Raw genomic sequence first — 20,736 nt, 5'->3', positions numbered from 1 at the left:
TGATGCGGCTAAAGCGGCGGGAAACCAAGAACACCAAGCCCTGCACCCTTCGGGTCCGCGCCAAATACGCAGCTTGCACCCTCCCGAGGCGCACCGCCGGGACACGCGACCACATTCAGCAGACTTTGCGCGTTGCTCACCGATGACCGATGCACGGCTTCAAGGGTGGTTGAGGTGCTTACAAGGGCATTTGCCGCTTCCAGCACAGAGGCGGAGGCCTGCGGACCGCCGGCTGAAGACCCTGCAAAGAAGAAGGTGCCATTGAAATCATTGGTAACAAGCGCCGGTGCGAGAAATGCTCCGGCAAGGCCGAAGCCGGGGGCGTCAGGCGCACGTGCAGGAATAATCCCGGTGCCGGGGACCATCCGCCCTGTTCCAAATGGACCATTCATTGTAACGGCACATGCCGCAGCATCGCCACCGGCGGTCGCGACAACAAATCCGGTCGATCCAAATGAACCAGGCAAGTTCGTCTCAGCCCCTGCCCGCGCCAGCTCAGATTGAGCGGCACGCATCAGGTCCGCCCCATTCAGGCTCTGCGCGGCTGGCCAGATTGATGCCATATAGGTGCCTGCGCCAGTGTCTGCGGCCGGGATAGAAAGGGTCTGATCTCCGATTTTGAAGATCTGCGCAGGCTGTGTTGATGGACGGTATGCGCGCAACTCCTCAAGCGTGATGGCACTGCCAAGACGCGTTGCTTCCTGTGCAAAGGCGGTTGCTATTTCACCACTGTAGATGCCGCTTGGACCACTCGCGCGTGCACGCCCCAGCGCTGCGGCAAGACCTTTTTGCACCAGCACATCGCCTTGCTGAAGCCCACGTCCATTGGGACCAAGGTAAACTTCGGCCAATTGTGGAAGCGAACGAATAGCGGGTGCGAGGGGACCAATCTCATTGGCCAGCGCCCGGGAAACTTCATGTCCTTTGGCTGCCAACACCTCTGCCGGGGCAACGAGGCTGGACCAGGGTGATGTCCCATGAACAGCATGCATCAACGCAAAGCCGCGGACATTGCCTGGAACAGCTACCGGACCGCCTGCGCGAGAACGACGCGGCAGGAAGTTGTAACTGGTGACTTCGCGCGCTTCAGGGTCATGAACAAGACAGATCCCGCCGCCGCCCAGCCCTGCTTCGTGAGGCATGGTAACTGCGAGATTGAAATAGAGCGCCGTAATGGCATCAACGGCTGTGCCGCCGTTTTCAAGTACGGTGCGGGCCGCAAGCGACGCGCGGGGCTCGTCGGAGGCGATTGCACCCACGAAAACGGAGTTGTCCGGCCCATCGAGGAGCTGTAGCCCGGTGTTGTTCTGGGCACTTCCCTTGAACTCCGCCGTTGCCAGGCCGCCTTCTTCACCACCAGATGAACAGGCTGCCAGAATGCTCCCAGCCATGATGACCTTGGTCAGAAGGGCTGCGGAACGCCTGAATTGAGCACCAACTGCCTTTTTACGGCCATGCCAACGGATTATTTCTGGAATCACGTTCAACTCCACGCGAGGTTCGCTTTCGTTAGATTGACGGGCAATTTCGCCCTGCCTACCGTGAGATGCAAGCAGGCAACCGGCCCTGCCGCGACTTAACCAAGGGCGAGTTTAACCTTTGCTCTTGTTCACAGCGGTGTTCTCAACTGCGAATAAGAGCTTTGTAGCGGATTTGTTCACGCTGAACAGAGGGGCCAAGCGGAAATATATGTCAACAGCAACACGCTCACAGAACCTGACACCCAAGCGCGCACTGACAGGAAAGCTCTTCCTTCAGTCAATTTGCGTGATGTTGGCCCTTGTTCTGCCGACTCAGCAGGCATTTGCGATATCTCTGATTCGCGATGCTGAAACAGAGCGGTTCATCCGGGTCATTTCAGAACCCATTTTCATATCAGCCGGCCTCAACCCGCGAGCTGTGAACACCTATTTGATCAATGCGTCCTCGATCAACGCGTTTGTGACCGGCGGACAAAACGTCTTCATGCACACCGGGACGCTTCAACAAGCCGAAACACCAAATGAAGTGCTGGGCGTTATGGCTCATGAAACCGGCCACATAACCGGCGGGCATCTCAGTGGCCGGCGTGAGGCTTTCGAGAACGCTGCGGCGCCGGCCATCGTCGGATATCTGCTTGGCATCGGGGCGATCGTTGCCGGTGCCGGAGATGTAGGACTTGCGCTCATTACCGGTGGCCAGACCGTGGCCCAGCGCGGCTTTCTGGCTTACACACGAACTCAGGAGGCCTCTGCTGACCAGGCCGCCCTCGATTTTCTGGAACGCACTGGCCAGAGCGGCGAAGGGCTGGTGAGCTTCTTCGACAAGCTTGCGGATCAAGAAGCGCTCTCGGAGCGTTCTCAGGATCCCTATGTCCGCACACACCCCCTGTCACGCGAACGCATCGCAGCGCTGCAAAACCGTGTCGACAAGTCGCCATTCCGGGATGTCAAAGACCCTGAAGAGTGGCAGCGCATGCTGGATATGGTGAAGGCCAAACTGCACGGCTTCATTGACCGTCCGCAGGTCACGTTCCGCCGCTACCCTGAAAGTGACCAAAGTGCCCCCGCACGATATGCCCGCGCCATTGCTCACTACAAAATTCCAAACACGGACCGCGCAATTGCTGAGATTGATGCACTGATTGCCGACTATCCAGACAACGCCTACTTCCAGGAGTTCAAAGGCCAGGCTCTGTTTGAATCCGGGCGCTCCGCGGAAGCTGCAGAAGCATATGCGGCTGCAGATCGTTTGCTTCCCAACCAACCTCTCTTGATGGTCGGCTTAGGTCAGGCACTCGTGGGAACCGGCGACAAGGCGAACGTTACCAAGGCGCGTGAAATTCTCGAACGGGCAACGCAGATAGAGCGAGATTATCCCACCGCTTTCCGCATTCTTGCTCAGGCATATGCTGATGAGGGCAACCAGCCGATGGCAGCTCTTGCGACAGCTGAGCAAAATGTCGCGTCGGGCAGACTGCCTGATGCAAAGCAATGGGCCTCGCGTGCGAAGCGGGGACTGCCTGTGGGAAGTCCCGCTTGGCAGCGAGCCGATGACATTTCCCGGATCGAAAACCCCGACATTTAGCAACTTGCTCCAAGCCAAAATTTCCCCGTTACAGGAATTCCAGATGACCACCACATGGATGACGACCTCTGGGCAATGCCTGCGCGCTTTCTGTGCTGCTTTTGCAATGATGTTTGCCGTTGGGGCGACTTCAACATCGGCGCAAGAGGCTGCAGAGGACGTCTTTAGCGATGTCCAGAAAGAAGCAATTGGCGACGTCATTCGTGATTACCTGATTGCCAATCCGCAGTTGATGCTGGAGGTCATGGAAGCGCTCGATGCGTATGAGAGCCAGGCAGAAGCTGTTCAGCAACGCGTTGCAATAGAAGCCAATCGTGACGCACTTGAGCGTGATGGCTATTCGTTTGTTGCGGGCAATCCAGACGGCGCGATAACCGTCGTGGAGTTTTTCGATTACCGCTGCCCCTACTGTAAACAGACCGGTGATGACATGGCTGAACTCATCAAACGCCATGACGATGTGCGCTTGGTTCTGAAGGAATTTCCCATCCTGGGTCCCAACTCCACGATTGCGTCACGTGCAGCCATCGCCGCCATTCCACAAGGCAACTATCTCGCCTTTCACTTCGCACTTCTTGGCGTCGAAGGCACCCTTGACCGTGACAAGGTAATGGAAGTTGCTGAAGCTCAGGGCCTTGATGTCGACAAGCTCTCCAGTGCCATGGAGAGTGAGCGGGTCGATAGGATCATCGACGACAATCGAACACTTGCACGCGAGATCGGCGTTCGCGGTACGCCCGCCATCGTCATCGGCGATGAACTGGTCCCGGGTGCGGCGCCACTTGATGTCATTGAGGCTCGCATACAAGCCATTCGCGACGCTGCGGCCGAAGCTGGTTAGATCAAACCGGCAAGCGGCGAGCTTGGATCTGCATACCGCTTCTTCGGCATTCTGCCGGCCAGGTACGCGTCGCGGCCCGCCTCAACCGCGTGCTTCATCGCACGGGCCATCCGGATGGGATCACGTGCTTCTGCAATGGCGGTATTCATCAGCACGCCATCGCAACCCAATTCCATCGCAACTGCGGCATCCGATGCAGTTCCGACACCTGCATCAACAAGCACCGGCACGTTTGCCTGCTCCTTGATCAGGCGGATGTTGACCGGGTTTTGAATGCCAAGTCCGGACCCTATGGGTGCGCCCAAAGGCATGATGGCGCAGCACCCCATCTGTTCGAGCTCACGGGCCATGATCGGGTCATCGCTGCAATAGACCATTACATCAAAGCCCTCTGAGATAAGCAGTTCAGCTGACCGAAGGGTTTCACGCATGTCTGGATAAAGCGTTTTCTGGTCCCCCAGCACTTCCAGCTTCACAAGCTTCCAGCCCCCTGCCTCGCGTGCAAGACGCAATGTGCGCACGGCATCTTCGCCGGTAAAACACCCGGCCGTGTTGGGGAGATAGGTGTAGCGTGCAGGATCAACAAAATCCGCAAGCCGGGGCTGTGTGGGATCTGTCAGGTTCACCCGCCGAATAGCGACTGTGACGATTTCTGCGCCCGAAGCTTCTGCTGCATCGGCATTTTGCTGATACGACGCGTACTTGCCCGTCCCGATAATCAGGCGCGACGAGTATTCCTTGCCCGCGATCACCAGCGGGGTGTCCGGCGGGGACGTCGTTTCGGATGCCGCAGTGTTTGGTGATGCCGTTGCGTTGGACATAGTCGGCTGGGTCTCTCAGTTGACGTTGGTATCTGACACAGGCTTATCCGCCACCGACAAACTGCACAATCTCAATGCGATCGCCATCACACAAAATAGTGGCCTCGTATTGCGACTTCGGCACGATCTCGAGATTTCTTTCCACAGCGATTTTTGTTGGTTCAAGACCAAGCAGCAAAAGCAATCCCTGAACGCTTGTGCCTGGAGCAACATCCCGCGCTTCTCCATTCACGGTTACAATTCCCGTGTCCGTCGTATCGGAAACGGGGTTGGCCGCTATCGACTGTGTAGAATCTGACGTCATGGCCGGATAATGGTGTGCGTAGGGCTGCTTTTCAACGGCTTCGCAAGCTCTTGCAGACAGGATAGCGCCTCAATTCAATGCAACTGACTGCTTCAAAGGCAGAGCTTTGCGGTGAGCCGCCTCTCAAGTATAAGAAGTAACGTCCTAACTGCCTGAAATTGCCCGCATTTCGTAGGTTTTCTGGCCCACCCGTCGCTCACCCGCTCCTGCGGTCTGCTGCGATCCAACAAGTAAAGAGGTTGCGCGAGCGATGAAGGCGACGATTTTTGTCCTCAACGGCCCCAATCTCAACATGTTGGGGCAGCGTGAGCCCGAGATCTACGGCGCTGATACGCTGGCGGACGTGAAAAAACGCTGCGCGACGAAGGCTGCTGCTCTTGGACTTGAGATCGATTTTCGCCAATCAAACCATGAGGGCGACCTTGTGAGCTGGCTGCAGGAAGCACGTGACGCTGCGTCAGGTGTTGTTCTCAATGCTGCCGGGTACACCCATACCTCGGTCGCCATAAGAGACGCCGTGCTTGCGTGCGAAAAACCTGTTATCGAAGTCCATCTTTCGAATCCCTATTCCCGCGAAGAGTTCCGCCAGCATTCCTTTATCTCAGACGTCGCTGCCGGCGTGATCTGTGGCCTTGCTGGCAAAGGATATGAATTGGCGCTCGACGCACTTGCTGACATCTGCGGCGTGTCCGACACCTAGGACACCCGCGCCACACTTTTCAAAGCTGCGTGGCAACGCGCACCTCGCCGATACGGAGATCTTGATGAGCGATTCAAATTCGGGCAGTGGCCCGGTCAATAAAGAAATGATCCGTGAACTCGCGGACCTTCTCAAAGAGACCGAGCTGAACGAAATCGAAGTTGAAACCGAAGAGTTCAAGATTCGCGTGGCCCGTGGCGCCGGAGGTGGGACGGTCTCCTATGCACCACCACCCGGTGCTGCTGCGCCAGCTCCAGCGGCCAGTTCGGCCCCGGCTGAAGCTGCTCCTGCTTCAGCTGATCTTTCCAATCATCCAGGTGCCGTCGCTTCGCCGATGGTAGGTACGGTGTACGTGTCGCCGGAGCCGGGCGCTGCTGCATTCGTCAAGGAAGGCGCAACGGTCTCGCAGGGCGACACGCTTCTTATCGTCGAAGCTATGAAAACCATGAACCCGATCCCGGCTCCCAAGAGCGGCACGGTGAAACAGATTCTCGTTCAGGATGCCCAGCCGGTTGAATTCGGCGAAGTTCTGATTGTTATCGAATAAGAAGCCTGCAAAGGCACAGGCGGGAACGGGAACGCTGACATGTTTAAGAAAGTTCTGATTGCCAATCGCGGCGAGATTGCCCTGCGCATTCAGCGGGCTTGCACTGAGCTGGGCATTGCGACGGTTGCGGTCCACTCCACCGCCGACGCTGATGCCATGCATGTGCGCCTGGCAGACGAGAGTGTGTGCATCGGCCCGGCGCCAGCGTCGGAAAGCTATTTGAACATTCCAGCGATCATCTCAGCAGCTGAGATTACCGGCGCGGATGCGATCCATCCCGGGTATGGCTTTTTGTCAGAGAACGCTAATTTCGTGTCGATCGTCGAAGAGCACGGCATCACGTTCATTGGTCCAACGGCAGAGCACATCCGAGTGATGGGCGACAAGATTGCCGCCAAGCAGACTGTGAAGAAGCTCGGCATTCCCGTTGTGCCCGGATCTGATGGTGCCCTGACAGACGCTGCAGCGGCAGCAAAAGTTGCTGAAGACATCGGCTATCCCGTCCTCATCAAGGCGGCAGCTGGCGGCGGCGGACGCGGCATGAAGGTCGCTCTCAATCGCGGTGAGCTTGATAACGCGGTTTCGACCGCACGAGCGGAATCCAAAGCAGCATTTGGGGATGATGCGCTCTACATGGAGCGTTATCTGGGCAAGCCACGCCACATCGAAATTCAGGTCTTTGGCGACAAGCACGGAAACGCGGTTCACCTAGGTGAGCGCGACTGCTCATTGCAGCGTCGTCACCAAAAGGTGCTTGAGGAGTCCCCTTCTCCAGCCATCACGCAGGAAGAGCGGGACAAGATCGGCAAGATTGTTGCCGATGCAGTTCGCGGACTGGGATATATCGGGGCCGGGACCATTGAGTTCCTCTACGAGAATGGCGAGTTCTTTTTCATCGAAATGAACACGCGTCTTCAGGTCGAACACCCGGTAACAGAGATGGTCACTGGCTTTGACCTGTTGCGCGAACAACTTCGTGTTGCTGCCGGATTGCCGCTCAGCTTTACGCAGGAAGATGTGGTCATGAAGGGCCACGCCATCGAATGCCGTATCAATGCAGAGCATCCCGAAACCTTCACGCCATCGCCAGGCACCATCACGGATTTTCATCCGCCCGGAGGGCTCGGGGTACGCATCGATTCAGCTGTTTACTCTGGCTACAAAATTCCGCCCTACTACGACAGCATGATTGGCAAGTTGATTGTGTACGGGTCCGATCGCGAAGAATGTCTGGCGCGCCTGCGCCGCTCCCTTCGTGAATTTGTGGTCGGTGGCGTCAACACCACCATTCCACTTTTTGGTCGCCTTCTTGAAGAAGAAGACATCCAGACCGGCAATTATGACATCCATTGGCTGGAACGGTTCCTGGGCCTGAAATAGCGCTCTGAACGCCTATGATCGATGATGATACGGATACTGACGGCGAGATAACCGCAGATATATTGCTGCGCGCCTACGCCTATGGCGTTTTTCCGATGGGCGAATCTCGCGATGATCCGTCGCTTTATTGGGTTGACCCACAAGAGCGTGGGATCATTCCACTCGACGGATTTAAGCTGCCTCGCAAGCTGCGATCGACGGTTCGCAAGTCCCCGTTCAACGTCACCATCGACACTGCGTTTCGGGCCGTGATGGAAGCCTGTGCCTTGCCGGCACCCGGCCGCTCCGGCACCTGGATAAATGACCGCATTGTTGATCTGTATTGTGAGCTACATGAACGCGGCTATGCCCATTCCGTGGAGTGCTGGAAGGGCCAGCAGCTCGTCGGCGGCCTCTACGGCGTATCACTTGGTGCGGCGTATTTTGGCGAGAGCATGTTTTCGCGCGAAACTGATGCCAGCAAAATTGCACTCACGTACCTCGTCGCACGGCTGAGGCGAGGTGGTTTCAAGTTGCTGGATACTCAGTTTGTGACCGACCACCTGGCTCAGTTTGGTGCGTTGGAGATTCCCCGGGACGAGTATCGTCGGCGACTTGCAGAAGCGATTACCCTACCGTCAGATTTCTATTCGCTTGATGCAGGTGCTGCCGCGGATGAAATAGTGCAGTCAGTCAGCCACACATCGTAGACCGGGTGCTCCAGGGCGTTCAGTCCGGGGGACGATGCCAGCATCCACCCACTGAAAATGGGCTCAGGCTCAGTCGTGATCTCTTCGTTGACCGGGTACTCACGCACTTCCAGAAAAGCGATTGTTTTAGGTGGGTCTTCCGGCCGGGCCTTCTCACATGCACGCACCACGATGCCCAATGTCCCAAATCGTAGTGGTGTATCCAGCTTCACGCGCATTGGATGAGTGCGTGCCGTGATCTTGTTGAGACCCATCAAGTTTGCTGTGTCAGGCACACGCTCGACTTCAGCCACGGTTTCTTCAGTGACAGTCTCGCTTTCAGCCTCTTGGGCAATAGCGTGGGCCGATAATCCGGCAATGAGCAGAGCAGTGCCCATGACATGAAGACCCGATGTCATGCCCCTATGCCCAATGCTTCCAAGCAAACTCACTCGCTGTCGCCCCCGCCAGCGCTGAAGACGGCCTGACTGACGAGACCAATAAGATCAACCGAACCCTGGGCAAACTGGATTTCGTCACCGGCCTCGAGCATATCCTCGCTGCCTCCCGGAGTGAGGGAAATGTAAGAGCCACCCAGAAGGCCTTCTGACGTGATCTTTGCGCTCGTATCCTCTGGAAGGGCAACTTTAGGATCAACTGTGATGGTCACCCGTGCCACATAGGTCGAGACATCCAGCTCCTGTTCCGTCACCGACCCGACCTTGATGCCAGACAGACGAACATCGGCACCGCGCGCCAAGCCGTCTACCCGATCAAAATCGATGGTTAGGTCGTATCCGGAAGTCGCGCCGGCATCTGTGGAGCTGTAGGCAAAAAACAGAAAAACTGCCGCTATGGCGATAACAGCAGCTCCGGTCAGGGTCTCAATAATTGAAGACTGCATCGTGGGATCCTTCGTTGCCTCTTTAAGTCAGCCCTCTACCTGCTGGTGACGGCTGAACGCACGGAGTGTCGAGTTAGGGTCTACTCGGGCTTCCAAGCTTCATAGTCACCAGCTGTTTTTGCTCTGGGAGCGCCGGTAATGAGTGAACCCGCAGGGCGGTAGGCCTGCTGGGAACCAGTGAGATTGGGCTGATGTGGTTTTTCCCATTCCCGCGGCGTGTATCCGGTATCTGCAGGCGCAACATCCACCGTCTGATGAAGCCATCCATGCCATTCCGGCGGCACCCGGGATGCCTCGGCCAGACCATTGTAAATCACCCAACGGCGCTTAGCGTTCTTACGATCCGAATAATATTTGTTGCCCTGGCTGTCTTCACCGACCAATTGGCCGCGCTTGAACGTCCAAAACCGGGTGCCGATCGTTTGACCGTTCCACCAGCTGAAAATTTGTCTGAACCACATCATGAGTTTGCTGCTCGCACCAAGCCTAGGGATGTCCATTTGGGCCCGCGCGGATTGCCCGCGAGTCCCAAAGGATTTCGCGCAATATGCCACTCTGGTCGGTATAGCGTCCACCCTTTGGAAAGGTGCTGTTTCGCCACACGGACGGTGGAGGAACTGGACTAGATTTCCCAGACTTCCTCTGCATCCACGTCTTCAATGGCAATAGCGGCTGATGGCGCCGGAGCAGGTGGTTTAGGCGCATGTGTAGAGGGCTTTTTGGCCTGTTGCCCTGTCGCACCAGCGCGGGGCGCTATATCGCCAGGATCACGCAAAACGTAGTGATCACCCTCGAGCAGGAAAATCCGCTTGTCGGCCCTCACCCACTGGATACGTTTGAGGAGATTTGCCGGCACAATTGGTTTTGCAACAAAATGGTTGGCACCGGCATCCATTGACGCCTTTACAACCTCAGGCTTGGTGTGAGCTGTGAGCATGATCGCAGGTGTGCGAGCGGCAGCGCCGCTGTCCTTATGGCGTAGATGGCGGAGAAACGCGATGCCGTCCATTGGTTCCATATGCCAGTCGCACAGGATCAAGTCCGGCGTTTTGGCATTGACCATCTCAAGTGCGGTCGCGCCGTCTCCGGCAATCCTCAGGTCGCGTGTCCCAAAAGCAAGAAGCAACTCTTTCAGCAGCCGTCGGGTGTTTGCGTTGTCGTCAACTGCAACAATTCCCACGCCCGCCAGAACGCCAAGCCCTGGTTTCAGATCTTTCCCCGGCATTCTTGCCTGTCTCACCCCAACGACATTTTGGTCCGCCGTGGCTAAACACAGCCTGCGTTCCAAAAATTGCTTCACTCCACGCGGCAGTTTCTTGCCGACATGCTGGGCAGTCTGACCCGAATCGCCTTAAGACTGCTTAACGCCTCAGATTTTTCTTTCCCTGACGTGAATGGCGAAGATTCCCAGGTCGACATAGATGTCTTGACCGGGAGGCCATATATGCACCATATTTTGTTAACCATGTGCGTGTAGCCACAAAATATAGTGGTCACATGGGTTTTGAGATCACCATTGGTCGTTTGGGGGCGAACCATGCAGATCGGACGCTATTTTACCGATACAGCAACGGGCCCCTACTCAGGTCAGCGCTTCCGGCGCGTTCGCGTTGAAGATGCGACCGGCGATACGAAGTGGGTCTTTGCGCCTGGGACGTGGCCGGTAAGTGTCGTCACGACATTCAGTGAATACGCTCTTCTGCACGAGGCCGTTCCCAGCGCGCGCCGTCAGCTCCACGAACTAGACATCCCTTCTGCCTTACGTCGGTTCAGCGCGCTGGAAAGCGACAGCAAATCAGACGAACCAGCCCTCACATATGAAATTGATGTGAGAAACGCGCTTGATCGCGTCGCGGGCGGTCTGGCTCGGCAAGGTCTGATCGCCGGCTATTTTGATGGTCCAGAAGATGCCCTGGCGTTCCATGACGAACTGCGGGCCGCGCTTGTCTTGCAGAAGATCACGCTTTCGTCTGAGACCTGGCAGCGGGTCGGTCGGGACTGGGCGTATGGTTACGGGCCAAGCACGGTGACGAGTTCGGGAGATGAACCGGCCTGTGTTTCGTTTTCCTCAAGCGACAGCATCAGCAGCGACGGGTTTTTGACGCGTATTGCCTCTGATGCCCGCCGGGAGCAAGACGCTGCGGCCCTGGCTCTTGGTCGCAACTCTCTTTCGGACCTCACGCAGTCGATCAAGCAGGCATTGGCCGATGGCGGTCCAAGCGTGGGCGCGAATCGTGCTCTGGAAGCTGCCCTGGCGGATGCCAGGGCGAGAGGCTTGCCTGCCGCTGTGGCTCGGCGATTGCTGGATGAATGGATTGCCGGGGACGACAGTTGGCCCGACGCTGACACACATCTGGATGACGACTCTGACATCTGGGACCTCCTGGGCACTCAGACGCCATATGCTGTGCGCAAATCAGACACGTGTGATGAAACGTGGACAGAACCCCTTGCCCTCGCGGCTTTGCGAGGCGGTGCGCCGGGTGTGTGCTTTGAAAAGTCGTTGCGCGGCGCCAGCCTTACGCCAGCTGACCAGCTTGCCCTGACACCCAGTGGCGTTGCGGCTCCGGCAGGATTTACGCCGTCAGGGGCTGTCGATTTGCTGGCATTCACGATGCCGGACCTTGAAACAATTGGGGCTAGCCGACCTATAGACATCGATGGATTGGTGCATTCCATCCGCCTGCTGACGATCGCTCTGGATGTTGCGCATGATGAAGCCGGTGTGGCGTCTGACCTGCGGCCGATTGCGGTTGCTCCCATGAACGTTGCTGCAATGCTCATGAGCCAGGGCGTAGCGTATGGTTCTGACGAGGGGCGCGCCCTTGCAGCATCCATCTGCGGTCTGGTTACAGCAGCTACAGCTGCAACAAGCGCGGGTTTGGCAGCGGAACTTGCGCCGGCCACGGCAAACAACTCTCAACAAGAAGCTGCTGCGCTTCTGCGTCGGATGCAGAGCGCTTTGCTTGGGAACCCAAGTGAATGGAGCGCACTTCCATCACCGCCGCTTTATCCGCACACACCCCAGCAGGCAGCCATAGTGCAGGCGGTACGGGACATTCTGGACCGTGCCATTGAAAAGGCGGAAGAGACAGGGCTTCGCAATATCGCGCTAACGACTGTGTCGAATGACACTGTGTTTATGGATTTATTGGGCGCCGAGTCTGCAGCCCTCTCGCCTGTCCGAACACTTGTTAAGTACAGACGGCTGACTCCAGAGCTGGACGCTGAGGCAATTTACAAGGTCGTGTCACCAGCGGTTCCCCTGGGCCTTCGCGCGCTTCGGCATGACGACGCGTCGATCGACTCCATTCTGGATCATCTGGTCGGGCGCGGATCCCTGCACGGAGCACCTGGGGTCAATTATGACATTCTGCGTTCACGAGGATTCACCGACGAGGACATTGAAGTCACTGAAAGCGCGTTAGCGACTGCGAGCAACATTCGGGCAGTGTTTACTCCCTACGTGCTGGGCTGGGATGGGGACTTTTGCGCGCAGAGCGATGAAGACATTCTGGCAGGATTGGGTTTCTCGAACTGGGATATTGAACACGCCAATTTCCATTGCTGTGGCGCTCTGACCCTTGAAGGATCAAGAGACTTACCCATCGAACATCTGCCGGTGTTTGATTGCGATGAGCCGCTTGGCGAAATCGGAGCGCGCCATGTCAGCCCTGCAGATCGGCTTCTGATGGCGCAGGCTGTACAACCGTTTTTGACGGATGGTCTGGCTCTTGATCTGCAGCTTCGCCGCGAGACAACTGTTGACGGCATCCGCGCGCTCTATCAGCAGGCAGAAGACATGGGGCTGAGATCACTCCGTCTCAACCGGAACGGTGCGGCCCTTGGCGATGCTGTGGACTATGATGATCTGGTAGACGACCTTTTTGGCGAGCCGCTGGATGATCTGCATTCGGATATCGCCGACAATGCCTATGTGCGCTCAATTGAATCAGATGACCTGCCGGTGCCGGCTCAGCCGTCGGCTGACAACGCAGCTCTCAATGCTGCGATTTCATTGGGCTTGAAGCATGGTGTGCCCGTCGAGGCATTTCAGACGGCATTCTCAGACCTTTCTACACCTGACGGATGTGATGTCCTGGGCAGTGCCCTTTCAATGCTGGCCTCATCGTATCTGAACCAATCAGGTCTGCGGGACGCGGAGTCAGCACCATCAGACAACTTCGATGGTGGAGCGAGTCTTGCGGCCACAGAAGGTCGAGCGCCCTTGGTGCGCAGCACCCACACAAGATCAGGCCATGTTCAAAATTCAGAAGAAATTGGGAGCAGTACCGACACACCGGTACCGAACCCCTCACGAGCTTTCGGTGACCCGGCCCTTTCGCCCCCCAGCGTTTCAGGCCGCCCCCGAGAGGAATAGCCCACCTTAAGAAGGCGCGAGCAACCAAGCCCCCCAAGCGCGGTTTTTCGCATAAACAAAGATACCCCAAGACGACTAAAGGGCTCCTCGTTGCGAGGAGCCCTTTTCTCTGTCTGCCCCTCAGGACAATGCGGACGCCTACTCTTTAGGTGCTGTGGAACGAATGCTGAGTTCACGCAACTGATGTGCACTGGCTTCAGCCGGGGCGCCCATCATCAGGTCCTGGGCCTGCTGGTTCATGGGGAACATGGTGACTTCGCGCAGGTTTTCTTCGCCCGCCAGCAACATGACGATGCGATCAATGCCCGGCGCGATGCCGCCGTGCGGCGGTGCGCCGTAGCGGAACGCATTCAGCATGCCGCCGAACTTTTCTTCCACCACTTCGGGACCGTAGCCGGCAATCTCGAAGGCCTTCATCATGATTTCTGGCCGATGGTTTCGAATGGCGCCGGACGACAGCTCAATGCCGTTGCATACAATGTCGTATTGGTAGCCATTGATCTTCAGGGGGTCTTTCGTCTCTAGAGCTTCGAGGCCGCCCTGAGGCATAGAGAACGGGTTATGCGAGAAGTCGATCCTCTGTTCAGCTTCATCAAACTCATACATAGGAAAATCGACAATCCAGCAGAACTCAAATTTGTTCTCGTCAATGAGCTCAAGCTCGCGGCCGAGCTGCTGACGCGCCTGTCCGGCGAAATCCACAAACTTGCCTGGAATGCCGCAGGTAAAGAACACGGCGTCACCGGCGTTGAGGCCAAGCTCCGTACGCAGAGCTTCTGTCCGCTCGGGACCGATGTTCTTGGCAAGCGGACCCGCGCCAACGATGCTGCCTTCTTCTTCACGGAAGAAGATGTAGCCAAGACCCGGCTGACCTTCCTTTTGCGCCCAGGAATTCATCCGGTCACAGAACGCACGACTTCCGCCGCCCGGTGCTGGGATTGCCCAGACACGCACCTTGTCATCTGCTGCAATCTGTCCGGCAAACACCTTGAAGCCTGAATCACGGAAGGTTTCCGTCGCATCAGACATTTCAATCGGATTGCGGAGGTCTGGTTTGTCAGACCCATATTTTCGCATTGATTCCGCGTAAGGAATGCGTGCGAATTTTTCAGATACTGACTTCCCATTGCCGAACTCAATGAACACATCGCGCAGGATGGGTTCGACTTCCTGGAAGATGTCTTCCTGCTCTACGAAACTCATTTCGATATCGAGCTGATAGAATTCACCCGGCGACCGGTCTGCGCGCGCGTCCTCATCGCGGAAGCACGGGGCGATTTGGAAGTATTTGTCAAAGCCCGCGACCATGATCAGCTGTTTGAACTGCTGGGGAGCCTGTGGGAGGGCGTAGAACTGCCCGGGGTGCATGCGGCTTGGCACCAGAAAGTCGCGCGCGCCTTCCGGTGAAGATGCCGTGAGGATGGGTGTCTGGTACTCGCCGAATCCAGCCTCGGTCATGCGCCGGCGCAGGTCGGCGATGATGCGTGACCGCAAAACAATGTTCTGATGGATGCGTTCGCGGCGCAGATCAAGGAACCGGTAACGAAGACGCGTGTCCTCTGGATAGTCCGTGTCCCCGAATACCGGCAGCGGCAGTTCCTGCGCTTCCGACTGAACTTCCACCGACGTGATGCGGATCTCCACAGCGCCGGTTGGCAGCTTGTCATTCACCGTTTCATCCGAACGGGCAACGACTTCGCCCTCGATGGTTACAACCCATTCAGCCCGCATTTCTTCCACGCTTGGAAAGGCCGGGCTATCAGGATCTGCCACGCACTGTGTCAGACCATAGTGATCGCGCAGATCAACGAACAGCAGGCCGCCATGGTCGCGCACACGATTGACCCAGCCAGACAGTTTTACAGTCTTGCCTACGTCTTCGGCACGCAGCTGGCCGCAGGTATGAGAGCGGTAACGGGTCATGGCGGTAAAAGCCTTGTCAGTCATGGGTTCAGGAGGGCTCGCCAGCCTGAACAAATCAGGTTTGAGCGGTTGCGGCGGAGAAGCGCATAGGGGTGCGGGTCTTGTCAAGATTCCAGCCGCCAATCAGCCTTATCAACAGGGACTAGCGACAATTTGCGCGGGTTCAGTTATAGCATTGAGATATGGACATTATTTCTACCACAGAGGCCCTCAATGCGGCCTGCGCCACCCTTTCAAGCGAAACCTATGTGACTGTCGATACGGAGTTCCTGCGGGATTCCACCTATTGGCCGGTTCTCTGCCTTATTCAGGTTGCCGCTCCAAAAGGCGAAGCATTGATTATTGATCCGCTGGCGGATGGCCTGGATATGGCCGCGTTTTATGCCCTCATGGCCAACAAATCGGTCATCAAGGTGTTTCATGCAGCCCGTCAGGACATTGAGATATTCTGGCATGAGGCCAAAACACTGCCCGATCCGCTGTTTGATACGCAGGTTGCGGCCATGGTCTGTGGATTTGGCGACTCTGTTGGCTACGAGAACATCGTAAAGCGCGTTACCGGCGAGCAGGTGGACAAGTCTTCCCGGTTCACAGACTGGAGCAGACGTCCGTTATCCGACAAGCAATTGCGATATGCGGCTGCCGACGTGACCCATCTGCGCCAAGTATATGAGCATCTTGGACGGCGCATTACGAAATCTGGCCGCGCTGAGTGGGTCGCAGAAGAGATGGCTATTCTTCAGGACCCGGATACCTATGAGGTCAAGCCGGAGAACGCCTGGAAGCGTCTCAAATTGCGCAATCGGAGCCGTAAGGCCGTGGCTGTGCTCATGGAAGCTGCAGCATGGCGTGAAAGGGAGGCCCAGGGGCGCAACGTCCCCCGCGGGCGCATTCTCAAGGATGATGCGATACAGGAAATAGCGACGCAGGCGCCGACCTCAACTGAGGCCCTGGCCAATCTGCGCGCCGTGCCTCGAGGCTTTTCCCAGAGCCGTCATGCGAAAAGTCTTCTCGATGCTGTTCAAAACGGGCTCAACAAGCCATCGGGTGACGTTTTGATGCCGGATGCCCCCGAACAACTTCCTCAGGGTTTGGGCCCCACGGTCGAACTTCTGAAGGTGCTGCTCAAATACAAGTGTGAGGCGCATGACGTTGCACAAAAGCTCATCTGCAATGTCGCTGACCTCGAACGGATTGCAGCAGATGACAACGCGCATGTGTCTGCGTTGCGGGGATGGCGGCGTGAGATATTCGGCAATGATGCCCTGGATTTGAAGCATGGGCGCCTGTGCCTGGCGATTGAAGATCGAGTGATCAAGCCGGTCCGCCTCGAGCGGAAGGCCGCAGAGTAACGTCAGGGTCGCTAAACGTCAGATACCTCTATGTCAGCTTCAACGCCCAGCGCGCGTGCCAGTGCGGAGAGGCGTTTGGCCACCGCCTCGCCCAACAGATCCCGCTTGGCAGACGGTACCAGCAAAGTGAGCATGCCCGGCTCCGGCTTCAGCCTGAACCCGGTTACAAGTTTTGGCGCACCTGCTGAAATCGTATGCCCAAGCCGCAGGGCGAGCCCGACAGCTGAGGCCCGACGCGTCCGATCTTCGTTCAGCAGCGCCAACACATGATCATGATCGCCGGTGCCAAGACCGCTGCGGTATCGATTGGCGACCGCAAGGCCGAGGTAAACGCGGCCGGCATGGTCGATGCCTGACATCGGCGCGCGCAAGATTTCTGTGAGGACGTGCTGAGAGCGATAGTCCGGGTGAATCCGCCAGGCCATGTCGCTTAGGTGGCAGGCGGCTTGATGGAGCCGCCGCTCATCCTTGTCCGCCGTCATCAAAGGTCCGGTCTTGAAGAGTGGCGCAGTAAAGCGCTCTAGCTCCTCCCCATGTTCCGGGAAGCGTCCCAGGCGACGCCCGACGCCTTTCGACCAGCTCAATAGTGGATCGACCCTGCGCTCCTCTGCAGTAAGGCGCGCATAGAGCAAGCCTTCACGGACGCCATAGGCTGAGATGACCATCTTGGAAGCGCCGATGGTCTCCAGCGTTTTTTCAAGCACCAACGCTGCATAAGGCAGCGTCTCAAGACGCTTGCGAGAAATATCCGGCACGCGCTCCAGTGATTTGGCGCTCTGGCCGGATACAAGACGTGCAATCTCTACGGCTTCACTCTTGCGAACTGAATAGGCTTGTAGAATACGCAGCGGGTAATCTTCACCATGCATGTGCATCCGCGCCAGATTCCGCCAGTTGCCGCCCACCGCATAGAAGTTTTTGGCTGATTTCTCCGGCTTCCAGTCCATTTTGCTGAAGGCATCGGTCACCAGTTTGCGGGCCTTGCCGATATCGTTGCCCGACAGGTCCATCAATCGCAGGGGCCCCACCGGCAGCGTTACACCCTCGCCATATCGGCCATTGGCAATGTCGACAAGTTCAAGACTGCCGCCGCCCAGATCACCGACAATGCCGTCTGCGTCCGGGAATCCGGCCAGCACGCCTTCAGCGGCATAGCGTGCTTCATCCTGGCCGGAGAGGATGGAAATTCGGGTGCCACACAAATGCTCGGCACGTTCTATGAAGTAGTCCCCATTGGACGCTTCACGCACCGCAGCAGTCGCCACTGCATCGACATTGGCGATACCCAGCGCGCGCGTCAGCCCACGAAAACGCGCAAGAGCAGCCAGCGCGCGGTCAATTCCCGCAGGGTCCAACTGGCCAGTCGTGCCGACTGTACGGCCAAGTCCGCACAATACTTTTTCGTTGAAAATGGGAATAGGTGTACGGCGATGATCCGCATACACCACAAGGCGCACCGAATTCGACCCGATGTCGATGATGCCTACCCCTTCACTCAGGTCAGGCACCTCGCGCAGTTTCAGCGCGGTTGGCATTTACGTCCCCCACACAGCACAGGCTGCTTGGTTATCTGTCACCGGCAACAGCCGACACCAGACTCATACACCAATTCAGTCGGCAGATGTGCGGAAACGAAACTGCTTGGGCAGGCTTTCTTCAAGCGCTTTGCCACGCCCCGACAGGCTGGGGTTTGTCATGAAGTATTCGTGGGCATTGAAGGGTTTTTTGTCGTCACTCAATACCTCACGCACATAGGAGCCATCCGGCATCAAATCCCAGCTTTGGAGATTGTCCTCCAAATTGGCGACCATGATCTGGTCAAGAATCTGCTCATGGACCGTGGCGTTTTCCACTGGCACAAGAGTTTCAACGCGCCGGTAGAGATTGCGTGGCATCCAGTCAGCGGATGAGATGTAAATCTTTGCCTTGGCATTGGGCAATGTGTCGCCGTTACCGAAACACACCACTCGCGAGTGCTCCAGAAAACGGCCAACAATGCTTTTGACGGCAATATTTTCTGACAGTCCCGGCACGCCTGGGCGCAGGCAGCAGATGCCCCGTACCACCAACTCAACTTTCACACCGGCCTGACTTGCGAGATACAGCGCGTCAATCACTGACGAATCCACAAGCGAATTCATCTTCGCCCAGACCGCGCCCGGGCGGCCTGCCCTTACGTGCTCAATTTCTTTTTCGATGTGCTCGATGAGCAAGTTGCGCAGGCGGAGCGGCGACAAAGCGAGTTTTTCCAGATCAACAGGCTCCGCATAGCCCGTGATGTAGTTAAACGCGCGCGCGGCGTCCCGGCCCAACACGGGGTCTGATGTGAAGAGCGACAGGTCGGTGTAAATCTTCGCCGTGATCGGGTGGTAGTTGCCGGTGCCAAAATGACAATAGGTGCGCAGCTCGCCGCCTTCGCGGCGAACAACCATGGACATCTTGGCGTGGGTTTTGAATTCAATGAAGCCATAGACAACCTGCACCCCGGATCGTTCCAGATCTCGCGCCAGCTTAATGTTGGCGGCCTCATCAAACCGCGCCTTAAGTTCCACAAGCGCCGTCACTGACTTGCCAGCCTCGGCAGCCTCGACAAGCGCGCGCACAATGGGGCTGTCAGCCGAAGTTCGATACAGAGTCTGCTTGATGGCCACGACATCCGGGTCATTGGCCGCCTGCCGGACAAACTGCACCACCACATCGAAACTTTCATAGGGGTGATGAACCAGAATGTCCTTTTCGCGGATCGCCGCGAAACAGTCGCCGCCGTGATCCCGAATGCGCTCAGGGAAGCGGGCGTTGTACGGAACGAATTTCAAGTCCGGTCGATCATCAACAATCAGCTGTGACGTCGACGCGAGCCCCACCAGACCATCCACGAGGATGACGTCTCGGGGGCTTACTTCCAATTCGGAAATCACCAGTTTGCGCAAACGTGCGGGCATATCACTGGCGATTTTGAGGCGGACCACACTGCCGCGGCGGCGGCGTTTCAACGCACTTTCAAAGAGGCGTACCAGGTCTTCTGCTTCTTCTTCTATTTCAAGGTCGCTATCGCGGATGATGCGAAACACACCAGACCCTTTTACCTCGTAGCCGGGAAAAAGACGGCTTGAGAACAGGCGTATAACTGCTTCCAGCGTGATGAAGCGGATGACCTCTTTGCCATCTTCAGAAGAATTGGGGAGCCTTACAAAACGTTTGATCTGGCCGGGAATAGGCAAGAGCGCGGATAACTGCTGGCCGTCGCTCTCCCGTCGCAAATCGAGCGCCATGGAGATGCCCAGATTTGGAATGAACGGGAACGGGTGAGCTGGATCGACGGCAAGGGGGGTCAGCACGGGGAAGACTTCTTCCAGGAAGAAACCTTCCAACCAGTCTTTTTCCACGACGGTCAATGCCTGCTCGTCGACCACATTGATACCCGTGTCGCTCAACAATGCATGAAGGTTGCGCCACGTGTCCTGTTGAGACCGCATGAGTATTCCGGCTGCCGCATTCACCTGCTCAAGCTGTTGGGCAGGTGTGAGACCTTCCTGACTGAGGGTATCGACGCCGGCCTGGACCTGACCGTGCAGTCCGGCAACGCGCACCATGTAAAACTCATCAAGGTTGGATGCTGAGATCGACAGAAACCTCAACCGCTCAAGCAAGGGATGGGTCTCGTTGCCGCTTTCTTCCAGAACGCGCCCGTTGAAGGCCAGCCACGAAAGCTCACGGTTTATGAAGCGCTCATTGGAGTCAGCTGCAATATGCGCAAATTCGGTTCCCTGGCCCTCGCTGGATGGCTGGGCGTCAAAGGGCGTTACATTTGTTTCTGCGGTCATGTCTGTTTCCATATCGTGCCAAGCC

The 20,736-nt window shown here is 57.1% G+C and carries 18 protein-coding genes; 8 read left to right on the top strand and 10 right to left on the bottom strand.

Features of this window, described 5'->3' with window-relative positions; all coding sequences use genetic code 11:
* Positions 1–8: 8 nt before the first annotated feature.
* Positions 9–1,481 (bottom strand): gamma-glutamyltransferase, encoded by a 1,473-nt coding sequence (locus BN1012_RS05490; protein ID WP_145973426.1) that lies wholly within the window; start codon positions 1,479–1,481, stop codon positions 9–11.
* Between the two features lie 208 nt (positions 1,482–1,689).
* Here BN1012_RS05490 and BN1012_RS05485 point away from each other — a divergent pair, with 208 nt between their 5' ends.
* Together BN1012_RS05485 and BN1012_RS05480 are read left to right on the top strand one after the other, a co-directional pair.
* A complete protein-coding gene (locus BN1012_RS05485; protein WP_063958487.1) occupies positions 1,690–3,066 on the top strand; it encodes a M48 family metalloprotease in 1,377 nt (458 codons plus the stop codon).
* A gap of 43 nt (positions 3,067–3,109) precedes the next feature.
* A complete protein-coding gene (locus BN1012_RS05480; RefSeq protein WP_052534660.1) occupies positions 3,110–3,907 on the top strand; it encodes a DsbA family protein in 798 nt (265 codons plus the stop codon).
* Here the strand turns inward: BN1012_RS05480 and BN1012_RS05475 are convergent.
* Positions 3,904–4,728 (bottom strand): thiazole synthase, encoded by an 825-nt coding sequence (locus tag BN1012_RS05475; RefSeq protein WP_081826236.1) that lies wholly within the window; start codon positions 4,726–4,728, stop codon positions 3,904–3,906. The two genes, BN1012_RS05480 and BN1012_RS05475, sit on opposite strands and share 4 nt — an antisense overlap.
* 43 nt (positions 4,729–4,771) lie before the next feature.
* On the bottom strand, positions 4,772–5,032 hold the full coding sequence (gene thiS / locus BN1012_RS05470) for a sulfur carrier protein ThiS (protein WP_081826235.1): 261 nt from the start codon (positions 5,030–5,032) through the stop codon (positions 4,772–4,774).
* Positions 5,033–5,282: 250 nt separating this feature from the next.
* Between thiS and aroQ the strand changes: the two genes are divergently transcribed.
* From aroQ to aat, 4 genes are all read left to right on the top strand, one after another.
* On the top strand, positions 5,283–5,732 hold the full coding sequence (gene aroQ, locus BN1012_RS05465) for a type II 3-dehydroquinate dehydratase (protein ID WP_043948842.1): 450 nt from the start codon (positions 5,283–5,285) through the stop codon (positions 5,730–5,732).
* Positions 5,733–5,796: 64 nt separating this feature from the next.
* Complete coding sequence (accB, locus tag BN1012_RS05460) at positions 5,797–6,279, top strand: acetyl-CoA carboxylase biotin carboxyl carrier protein (protein ID WP_043948841.1); 483 nt, start codon at positions 5,797–5,799, stop codon at positions 6,277–6,279.
* A 39-nt stretch (positions 6,280–6,318) separates the two neighbouring features.
* The gene (gene accC / locus BN1012_RS05455) at positions 6,319–7,659 is read left to right on the top strand and encodes an acetyl-CoA carboxylase biotin carboxylase subunit (protein WP_043948840.1); all 1,341 of its coding nucleotides are present in this window, start codon (positions 6,319–6,321) and stop codon (positions 7,657–7,659) included.
* Positions 7,660–7,673: 14 nt separating this feature from the next.
* The gene (gene aat, locus BN1012_RS05450) at positions 7,674–8,348 is read left to right on the top strand and encodes a leucyl/phenylalanyl-tRNA--protein transferase (protein ID WP_043948839.1); all 675 of its coding nucleotides are present in this window, start codon (positions 7,674–7,676) and stop codon (positions 8,346–8,348) included.
* On the opposite strand, the gene BN1012_RS05445 is transcribed toward aat, so the two are convergent.
* The 4 genes from BN1012_RS05445 to BN1012_RS05430 form a co-directional block, all read right to left on the bottom strand.
* Complete coding sequence (locus BN1012_RS05445) at positions 8,285–8,746, bottom strand: DUF2155 domain-containing protein (RefSeq protein WP_043948838.1); 462 nt, start codon at positions 8,744–8,746, stop codon at positions 8,285–8,287. The two genes, aat and BN1012_RS05445, sit on opposite strands and share 64 nt — an antisense overlap.
* Positions 8,747–8,775: 29 nt before the next feature.
* A complete protein-coding gene (mlaD, locus tag BN1012_RS05440) occupies positions 8,776–9,231 on the bottom strand; it encodes an outer membrane lipid asymmetry maintenance protein MlaD (protein ID WP_043948837.1) in 456 nt (151 codons plus the stop codon).
* 80 nt (positions 9,232–9,311) lie between these two features.
* Positions 9,312–9,695 carry an NADH:ubiquinone oxidoreductase subunit NDUFA12 gene (locus BN1012_RS05435; protein WP_043948836.1) on the bottom strand — a complete coding sequence of 128 codons (384 nt, stop codon included), beginning with the start codon at positions 9,693–9,695 and terminating at the stop codon, positions 9,312–9,314.
* A gap of 158 nt (positions 9,696–9,853) precedes the next feature.
* Positions 9,854–10,456: a response regulator gene (locus BN1012_RS05430; RefSeq protein WP_052534657.1), complete on the bottom strand. Its 603-nt coding sequence runs from the start codon at positions 10,454–10,456 to the stop codon at positions 9,854–9,856.
* A gap of 312 nt (positions 10,457–10,768) precedes the next feature.
* On the opposite strand from BN1012_RS05430, the gene BN1012_RS05425 reads away from it, so the two are divergent.
* Entirely contained in the window at positions 10,769–13,612 is a 2,844-nt protein-coding gene (locus tag BN1012_RS05425; RefSeq protein ID WP_043948835.1) for a vitamin B12-dependent ribonucleotide reductase, read from the top strand.
* Positions 13,613–13,750: 138 nt separating this feature from the next.
* Here the strand turns inward: BN1012_RS05425 and aspS are convergent, their stop codons facing one another.
* Complete coding sequence (gene aspS, locus BN1012_RS05420; RefSeq protein ID WP_043950684.1) at positions 13,751–15,535, bottom strand: aspartate--tRNA ligase; 1,785 nt, start codon at positions 15,533–15,535, stop codon at positions 13,751–13,753.
* Positions 15,536–15,717: 182 nt separating this feature from the next.
* On the opposite strand from aspS, the gene rnd reads away from it, so the two are divergent.
* Positions 15,718–16,887: a ribonuclease D gene (gene rnd / locus BN1012_RS05415; protein ID WP_043948834.1), complete on the top strand. Its 1,170-nt coding sequence runs from the start codon at positions 15,718–15,720 to the stop codon at positions 16,885–16,887.
* A gap of 11 nt (positions 16,888–16,898) precedes the next feature.
* Here the strand turns inward: rnd and BN1012_RS05410 are convergent, their stop codons facing one another.
* Both BN1012_RS05410 and BN1012_RS05405 read right to left on the bottom strand, forming a co-directional pair.
* Positions 16,899–18,422 (bottom strand): Ppx/GppA family phosphatase, encoded by a 1,524-nt coding sequence (locus BN1012_RS05410; RefSeq protein WP_043948833.1) that lies wholly within the window; start codon positions 18,420–18,422, stop codon positions 16,899–16,901.
* Positions 18,423–18,497: 75 nt separating this feature from the next.
* Positions 18,498–20,711: an RNA degradosome polyphosphate kinase gene (locus tag BN1012_RS05405; RefSeq protein ID WP_122381392.1), complete on the bottom strand. Its 2,214-nt coding sequence runs from the start codon at positions 20,709–20,711 to the stop codon at positions 18,498–18,500.
* Positions 20,712–20,736 lie beyond the last annotated feature (25 nt).

Origin of the sequence: Candidatus Phaeomarinobacter ectocarpi (genome assembly GCF_000689395.1) — a bacterium.
Lineage (GTDB): Bacteria > Pseudomonadota > Alphaproteobacteria > CGMCC-115125 > CGMCC-115125 > Pyruvatibacter > Pyruvatibacter ectocarpi.
Note: the sequence above shows the minus strand (reverse complement) of the source record. Positions and strands in the feature narration are given on the sequence as shown.